At 67.2% G+C, this 5,749-nt stretch carries 7 protein-coding genes and 1 pseudogene; 3 read left to right on the top strand and 5 right to left on the bottom strand.

Annotated features, from left to right (window positions below; translation table 11 throughout):
* The coding region (gene cwsA, locus WAN02_RS30035) for a cell wall synthesis protein CwsA (RefSeq protein WP_422269024.1) at positions 1 to 415 on the bottom strand (415 nt) is incomplete at its 3' end.
* 86 nt (positions 416 to 501) lie between these two features.
* Between cwsA and WAN02_RS30030 the strand changes: the two genes are divergently transcribed.
* The gene (locus WAN02_RS30030; RefSeq protein WP_422269026.1) at positions 502 to 1,050 is read left to right on the top strand and encodes a peptidylprolyl isomerase; all 549 of its coding nucleotides are present in this window, start codon (positions 502 to 504) and stop codon (positions 1,048 to 1,050) included.
* Positions 1,051 to 1,060: 10 nt separating this feature from the next.
* Here the strand turns inward: WAN02_RS30030 and WAN02_RS30025 are convergent, their stop codons facing one another.
* Positions 1,061 to 1,477, bottom strand: coding sequence for a PH domain-containing protein (locus WAN02_RS30025; RefSeq protein ID WP_422269023.1), 417 nt, complete (start codon positions 1,475 to 1,477; stop codon positions 1,061 to 1,063).
* 155 nt (positions 1,478 to 1,632) lie between these two features.
* Complete coding sequence (crgA, locus tag WAN02_RS30020) at positions 1,633 to 1,914, bottom strand: cell division protein CrgA (protein ID WP_422269022.1); 282 nt, start codon at positions 1,912 to 1,914, stop codon at positions 1,633 to 1,635.
* Positions 1,915 to 1,998: 84 nt separating this feature from the next.
* Between crgA and WAN02_RS30015 the strand changes: the two genes are divergently transcribed.
* Both WAN02_RS30015 and WAN02_RS30010 read left to right on the top strand, forming a co-directional pair.
* A complete protein-coding gene (locus WAN02_RS30015) occupies positions 1,999 to 2,781 on the top strand; it encodes a DUF881 domain-containing protein (RefSeq protein ID WP_422269025.1) in 783 nt (260 codons plus the stop codon).
* Between the two features lie 37 nt (positions 2,782 to 2,818).
* Complete coding sequence (locus WAN02_RS30010; RefSeq protein WP_422269021.1) at positions 2,819 to 3,502, top strand: aminodeoxychorismate/anthranilate synthase component II; 684 nt, start codon at positions 2,819 to 2,821, stop codon at positions 3,500 to 3,502.
* On the opposite strand, the gene pknB is transcribed toward WAN02_RS30010, so the two are convergent.
* Both pknB and WAN02_RS30000 read right to left on the bottom strand, forming a co-directional pair.
* Complete coding sequence (pknB, locus tag WAN02_RS30005; RefSeq protein WP_422269020.1) at positions 3,480 to 5,360, bottom strand: Stk1 family PASTA domain-containing Ser/Thr kinase; 1,881 nt, start codon at positions 5,358 to 5,360, stop codon at positions 3,480 to 3,482. The two genes, WAN02_RS30010 and pknB, sit on opposite strands and share 23 nt — an antisense overlap.
* Positions 5,357 to 5,749: pseudogene (locus tag WAN02_RS30000) on the bottom strand (serine/threonine protein kinase); the annotation flags it as partial. The pseudogene WAN02_RS30000 and the gene pknB, both read right to left, overlap by 4 nt.

Genomic DNA, 5,749 nt, shown 5'->3' with positions numbered 1-5,749 from the left:
GTTCGACCTCGACGCTCGGCGCCAATGTTGACGGCTCAGGTTTCGCCGAGCGACGGACAATCGAGAACGCGGCCGCGCCGGCGGCGAGGACAACCGCGGCAGCACCGGCCAGCACCCATGGTCGCGGCCTGCGCCGCTGGGCGCGCCGAGCCTGCTGCAGCGCTTCCGGCAGACCGGCAACCACATCCTGGGCCGCCGCCAGCTCCTGCGCCAAAGCTTCTTGGGCGCTGCGCAAATCGTGGGCCAGTCGACCCTCGCGGTAACGCCGACGCAGGCTGGAGGCGCCGGCCTGTGCGGAGTGAACACCAAGGCCGACCAGCCCGCGGGTCACGTCCACCGGGCCAACCGCCGTGCTGGCCAGGCCGCGGCTCAGCCGCTCCCGCGGGGTCAACGGGGTGTGGTTCTTTGCGCGCATCTCTTGCCCTTTCGCAGGACCGCCTGGGGATACCTTCAGCCTGCCACACCGGTACGGGCACCGGATGTCCGGCGGCGCGGACCGTGATGGCAGACTGTGATCCCGTGACTACCAGCCCGATTCAGACCGCCACTGCCACGCTGCACACCAATCGCGGGGACATCAAGATCGCGTTGTTCGGCAACCACGCACCCAAGACCGTCGCCAACTTCGTGGGCCTGGCTCAAGGCACCAAGGAATACTCGACCGAGAACGCATCCGGCGGTAGCTCCGGCCCGTTCTACGACGGCGCGGTCTTCCACCGCGTCATCAACGGCTTCATGATCCAGGGCGGCGACCCCACCGGCACCGGCCGCGGTGGCCCGGGCTACAAGTTCGCCGACGAGTTTCATTCCGAGTTGCAGTTCGACAAGCCGTATCTGTTGGCGATGGCCAACGCGGGCCCGGGAACCAACGGCTCGCAATTCTTCATCACCGTCGGCCAGACCCCGCACCTGAACCGCAAGCACACGATCTTCGGTGAGGTCGTGGACGGGGACTCGCAGGGCGTCGTCGACGCCATCGCCACCACCGCCACCGGCCCCGGCGACCGGCCCTCCGAGCCGGTCGTCATCGAGTCGATCACGATTTCCTGACGCCTGCGAGTCAAGACCCCGCGTAACCGCGCGCGGTCAGCACGTCGAGCACGTACAGCGGATCGGTGCCGAGGTCCCAGCGCGAGAAGACGAACAGCCGGCCGTCGTCGGCGTCGATCTCGAGTAGGCGCATTTTGCGCCCGATCCGCCGGAACTCGGTGATCCGGATGAGCTTGATGTCGGGTCGCTGCAGGTGGGCGGGCCGTATCCAGCCGCCGATCTGCAAGCCGTCGGCGGTGATTGCCAGTTTTGGCCGCGCGCGCCACGTTCCGCCCGCAAACAAGATCAGTCCGACCGCGGCGATGCCGAGCAAAAGCCGCCCTGGCGGGTCTGTGACGACGGTCACACATGTGGTAGCCATCACAATTCCGGCGAGGCCGCAAGCTGCGATTCCGACCGAAGACGGCGCCCACTGTGTTTGCTGCACCAGGCTCCTAGGGGTGTCTACCACTGCCTATCCGGTTATCCACAAGCGCTATCCCCAATGGGGATGAATAACACGCGTGTGATCCGGTCCCTCACTAGTTGCTGGCTCAGCAACGCTGCCGACCGCCGACGCACGCCTTTCGAGGGCTGCGGGGTCTACCGCCACCGCATCGTGAGCAACAAGCCGCTGATCATGAAAGCAAACGCGACGGCGTAGTTCCACGGGCCCAGCGCGGCCATCCAGCTGAGCGCGGCCGGCGCATCGGCGCCGGTTGCAGCCAGCTGGAACACCATCAGCCAGACCAGGCCGATCAGCATCAAGCCGCAGAACAACACCACAAACCACACGCTGGACGGGCCGGCCTTGACCTTGACCGGGGTGCGGCTCACCGCGCTAGCGGTGAAGTCACTCTTCTTGCGGACTTTGGACTTGGGCATTTCAACCTCGGAGCTACGGTAGGAAGAGCCAGTGCAACGACGAGCGTAACGCACTCACCAGCAGCGGATGGAGAGCCGATGGCGATGCGCATCCCCCGGCTGCTTTCCGCGCGCGACAGCCGGGACGCTGGCGCGAGCCCGTCGCCGTGGCGGATTGGTGTTCCGGTGGTGTGTTTATTGGCCGGGCTGCTGCTCGGCGCCACCCACGGGGTGTCCCGCGGTGGCGAGATCAGGCGCAGCGATGCGCCACGACTGGTCGATCTGGTGCGCAGCGAGCGATCCGCGGTCGAGCATCTGACCACCGAACGGGATCAGCTGGCCAACACCATCGACTCGACGCATGGCCGGTCCCCCGACGCGGCGCTGGCAGCGATGCAGCGGCGGTCCGCCGAGCTGGCCGCCGACGCCGGGCTGGATCCGGTGCACGGGCCGGGTCTGACCGTCACGCTCAACGACGCACAGCGCGACGCCAACGGGCGATTTCCGCGCGATGCATCGCCGGATGACCTCGTCGTACACCAGCAGGACATCCAGGCCGTCCTCAACGCGTTGTGGAGCGCGGGTGCCGAGGCGATCCAGATGCAGGACCAGCGCATCATCGCGACCTCGGTACCCCGCTGCGTGGGCAACACCCTGCTGCTGAACGGGCGCACCTACAGCCCGCCGTACCGGGTCACCGCGATCGGCGACGCCGCAGCCATGCAGGCTGCGCTGGCGGCCGCTCCCCTGGTGATCCTCTACAAGCAGTACGTGGTGCGGTTCGGGCTCGGCTACACCGAGCAGGTCTCGCCCGACGTGCACATCGCGGGCCACACCGAACCGTTGCGGATGCACTCCGCTCAGCCCATCGGCCCGGTCAGTTACTGAGCTCACCTGCGATTAGCGGCACCGGTAGCCTGTCACTGTGCAGATCTTGGTCGTCGACAACTACGACAGCTTCGTCTTCAACCTGGTGCAATACCTCGGCCAGTTGGGTGTCGAGGCGCAGGTGTGGCGCAACGACGACGCTCGGCTGTCCGACCCCGGCGCGGTCGCCGCTGCGGTCGACGGGATTCTGCTGAGCCCGGGCCCCGGCACGCCTGAACGGGCGGGCGCCTCGATCGACCTGGTGCGCGCCAGCGCCGCGTCAGGCACGCCCCTGCTGGGCGTCTGCCTCGGCCACCAAGCCATCGGGGTGGCCTTCGGCGCCACCGTGGACCGGGCCCCCGAATTGTTGCATGGCAAGACCAGCAGCGTGCACCACACGAATACCGGTGTGCTGCAGGGTCTTCCAGACCCTTTCACCGCGACCAGGTATCACTCGTTGACCATCATGCCCGAGACGCTGCCCGCCGATCTCGAGGTCACCGCCCGCACCCGCAGCGGCGTGATCATGGGCGTGCGGCACGCCGAGCTGCCGATCCACGGCGTGCAATTCCACCCGGAGTCGATCCTCACCGAGGGCGGCCACCGGATGCTGGCCAACTGGCTGGCCGACTGCGGCCAGGTCCTCGACGAGGGCCTGGTCCGGAAGCTGGAAAGCGAGCTGGTGGATAGCCTGGCCACCGTGCGGCGCTATGACGCGGCTACTGACCGAACTTCAGCGTGATGCTGCCGTCCTTGTTGGCGCCCTGACCCGCTGACGGGCTCTGGTACACGACCCGGTTGTGTTGGGAGCCACCGGCATCGACGTCGGGGCCCCGGTCCAGGATCCCCGTCCAGCCCAACGTGCGTAACCGCGGTTCGGCGTCGGTCCAGAACATTCCAGTCACGTCGGGCATGACGAATTGGTTGCCCTTGGACACCTGCAACTCGATCACCGTATCGACCGGAACATTAGCTCCCGCAGGCGGATTGGTGCCGATCACGGAGCCGGCCGGGCGGGGGCTGTCCACCGAGGCCTGAGCGAACTTGGAGAACCCATACACCGTCAGATTCTTCTGCGCCTCGTCGGCGGCCTGCCCGGCGACGTCGGGAACCTGCTTGCTCGACGGGCCTGAGCCGACGATCACGGTGATTTCGTTGGTGATCGCCGACGTCTGGTTGGCCGGCGGGTTGGTGCCGATGACTTTGTCTTTCGTCTCCGGTGTCGAAGGCGAGTTGACTTGCTTGAACCGACTGAAGCCGGCGGACTTCAGCTTGTTCACCGCCGCCGCATAGCTCAGCGAGGAGACGTCGGGCACCTCGCGCTGCTCGGGCCCGGTGGAGACCTCGACCGTGATCAGCTCGCCGGCACCGACTTTCACGTTGGCGCCCGGGTCCGTCCCGATGACGTGGTCGGGTTGGACGGTCGAGTCCGGCTTCTGCTGGGTGCGGGTTTTGAAGCCGTGGTTCTGCAGCGCGGCGATCGCGTCGGCCGACGCCTGATTGCGGACGTCGGGCACCTGCACGTTGCGCATGCCGCCGCCGAAGGTGTTGATCAGGATGGTGACGACGACGGTGAGCACCGCCAGCGCTGCGACGGCGATCACCCAGCGGCTGATCGAACCGGGACTGCGCTCGCGGGTGAAGTCGAGCTGCTGGCGGGGCAGCGGATTGGTCTGCGCTCCCGCCGGGTCGGACGAATGCGGCGTGGCCATCAGCGACGAGCGCTCGGCCTCGGTGAGGATCTTGGGCGCCTCCGGCGGCTCACCGTTGTGCACCCGGACCAGGTCGGAGCGCATCTCGGCCGCCGTCTGGTAGCGGTTCTCGGGGTTCTTGGCCAGCGCCTTGAGCACGACCGCGTCCAGGTCGGCGGAGATGCCCTCGTAGCGTTGCGACGGCGACACCGGATCTTCGCGGACGTGCTGGTAGGCCACCGCGACCGGCGAGTCACCGACGAAAGGCGGCTCCCCGGTGAGCATTTCGTAGAGCACACAGCCCAGCGAGTACACGTCGGAGCGGGCGTCGACGGTGTCCCCGCGCGCCTGCTCGGGCGAAAGATATTGCGCGGTACCGATCACCGCGGCGGTCTGGGTGACGCTGTTGCCGCTGTCGGACAGCGCGCGTGCGATACCGAAGTCCATCACCTTGACCGCATTGGTGGTGCTGATCATGATGTTGGCCGGCTTCACGTCGCGATGGATGATGCCGTGCTGGTGAGAGAAATTCAGTGCCTGGCAGGCGTCGGCGATGACCTCGATGGCCCGGGTGGGTGTCATCGGCCCGTCGGTGTGCACGATGTCGCGCAGTGTCACACCATTGACGTACTCCATCACGATGTAGGGCAGCGGCCCGGCGGCCGTCTCGGCCTCGCCGGTGTCGTACACCGCGACGATCGCCGGGTGATTGAGCGCCGCCGCATTCTGCGCTTCCCGCCGGAAGCGCAGGTAGAAGCTGGGGTCGCGGGCCAGGTCGGCGCGCAGCACCTTGACCGCTACGTCTCGGTGTAACCGGACATCCCGGGCCAGATGGACCTCGGACATGCCACCGAAGCCGAGGATCTCACCGAGTTCGTAGCGGTCGGACAGTTGCTGCGGGGTCGTCATTGTGGTTTCTCGTGTTGGGACACCACCGCGCAGAAGGAGGTCAGCGATGGTGCCCGCCTGGGTGTGGGCGGCTTGCATTGCCCTCCAGGATTACCCGCCGCCCCCCGGTACGTCCAATTAGTTGGATGCGCCGACGGCGACTCAGACTTGCTGGGCGGTGCTCCGGTGTCGGTCACGGTGGGTGTGGAGGGTTGCTGCTGTGAATTGTTGTTGTGCGAGTTCATCACAATGAGAATCGCGATGATGATTGCCAGCGTGCCCAGGACGCCGGCAGCCCACAGCAGTGCCCGCTGACCGGATGAGAAGGTGCGGCGCGGGGGCGGGGTGCGGTGACCGCCAGTGGTCGGCCGTACGCGGCGGGCGGCGGGCGCTCGAGTGGTGGCCGCGGC

The organism is Mycobacterium sp. (genome assembly GCF_049281135.1).
Classification (GTDB): Bacteria; Actinomycetota; Actinomycetes; order Mycobacteriales; family Mycobacteriaceae; genus Mycobacterium.
Note: the sequence above shows the minus strand (reverse complement) of the source record. Positions and strands in the feature narration are given on the sequence as shown.